Below are 2,164 nucleotides of genomic sequence, written 5' to 3' on the forward strand. Positions count from 1 at the left end.
ACAGGGGGACCGGCGGCTAGAATGGGTTTCCATCTGTTAACACGGCGATGACGTGAGTCTGAAAAAGCTGGGTCGGTACGAAGTGATCCGGGTCCTCGGCAAGGGTGCCATGGGCGTGGTTTACGAAGGCCGCGATCCCAACCTGGACCGGCGCGTCGCGATCAAGACGGTCAAGGTCGAGAACCTGTCCGAAGAGGCCGCGGCCGAATACGAGCACCGGTTCCGCACCGAGGCGCGCTCCGCCGCGCGCCTGCAGCACCCGAACATCGTCAGCGTCTACGACTCCGACCGCGATGGCGACGTCGCCTTCCTGGTGATGGAGTACATCCAGGGCGACGACCTCAAGCACCACCTGGACCGGGGCGTTCGCTACTCGCTCGAACAGTCGCTCAAGATCATCCGCGACCTGCTGTCCGCGCTGGACTACGCGCACAAGCAGGGCATCGTGCACCGCGACATCAAGCCGGCCAACCTGCTGATCGAGCCCGGCGGCCGCGTGAAGCTCACCGACTTCGGCGTGGCGCGCATCCAGGATTCCGGCGAAGCGACGCGCACGCAGGGCAGCATGGTGGGCACGCTGAAGTACATGGCGCCCGAACAGGTGCAGGGCCAGAAGATCGACTCGCGCGCGGACCTGTTCTCCGCCGGCGTCGTGCTGTACCAGCTGCTCACCGACAAGCGCCCGTTCGACGGCGACAACGACTTCTCGATCATCCACCAGATCATCGGCCACAACCCGCCGACGCCGACCTCGATCAACCCGAAGCTGCCGCCCGCGATCGATGCGGTGGTGGCGCGCGCCCTGGCCAAGACGCGCGAGGAGCGCTTCGCCACCGCGCGCGATTTCGCCGTGGCGCTGCAGGCCGCGATCCGGCGCGCGGAAGACCAGACGGTGGTGCCGCCGCAGAACCCGAACAAGAAGGTGGAGCCCGCCGCCTCGCGTCCGCTGACGACCCCGGGCTCGGTACCTCCGGGTGGCACCACGCCTTCGATCGGCAGCTCCACATCCGTCACGCAGGAACTCGAGCTGGTGTACTGGAAGGACGTGAAGGACTCCAGCGATGCCGAGGAACTGCAGGGCTTCCTGGAGAAGTTCCCGGCCGGCATCTACGCGGACCTCGCGCGCCGGCGCCTGCGCAAGCTGTCGGGTGGTGACCAGACCGTCCTGAGCCAGCCCGGCATGGGCACCTCCAGCGTGTTCGCCGCCACGCAGTTCCCGGACAGCGAAGCCACGCGCATGCGCACCGACGTGTCGCGCCCCGCCGCCCCCATGGCCGCCCCGTCCGGCCCGGTGGGCGAGAACGGCACCGACCTGCGGCCCGCGAACTGGGTCGACGAGGAATACACCAAGACGATCATCCAGCCCGCCGGTGCCGGCATGCCGCTGGCGAGCCCCGCCGCGCCCGCGATCGCTCCGGCCGCGCCCGTGGCAGCTGGCGCGGCCGCGATCGCTCCTCCGGTGGCCGCGAGTACCGGCACGGCGGTGCCCACCGTGACGCAGCCCGCCGCGCCGGCCGTGCAGCCGGTTCCGGTGCCCCCGCCGATGCAGCCCCCGCCGGCTCCCGTGGCGCGGGCCACGGCCACGCCCGTGGACGACGACGACGCAAGCGTGCCGCCTCCGGCGAAGAAGAAGCTTCCCGTGGCGGCACTGGCCACCGTGGGCGCGCTCGCCGTCGCGGGCCTGCTGGCCCTGGTGATGGGCCGCAGCACGCCTCCGGAGAGCGCTCCGGTGCCCGTCGCAGCCACCGCGCCACCCGCGGCCGCTCCGCGCGCGGCCCCGGCTCCCGCAGCGCCTCCTCCGGCTCCGCCCGACCTGGCAGCGCCCGCCGTCGTGAGTGCGCCGGCGCCCGCCGCCGCCCCGCCGGTCGCGGCCGCGACGCCCGCGGCCAGCGCCCCTTCACCGAAGGCCGCCGCGGCCGCGAAGAAGGCGGCCAGCCAGCCCACCCGGACCGCGAAGGCCGGCGTCGCGCCCCCGCCGGAACCGGCGCCGCGGCCCGCGGTGGCCACCGTGCCCGCCCGTGTCGATCCCGAGCCGCCGCCGCCGCGCACGCTGCCGCCGCCCGTGAGCGCCAGTGCGTCCGCGCTCCAGGCCGTGGACCAGTGCAAGGACAAGGTGTTCATCATGCGCGAGCTGTGCCTGGCGGAGAACTGCGCCAAGCCGGGG

1 protein-coding gene is annotated in these 2,164 nt (G+C 72.6%); it reads left to right on the plus strand.

The window, feature by feature from the left end; genetic code table 11:
* Positions 1-52 precede the first annotated feature (52 nt).
* The coding region (locus tag VFV21_RS04610; protein ID WP_329668312.1) for a serine/threonine-protein kinase at positions 53-2,164 on the plus strand (2,112 nt) is incomplete at its 3' end.

Source organism: Arenimonas sp. (assembly GCF_036275555.1).
Lineage (GTDB): Bacteria > Pseudomonadota > Gammaproteobacteria > Xanthomonadales > Xanthomonadaceae > Arenimonas.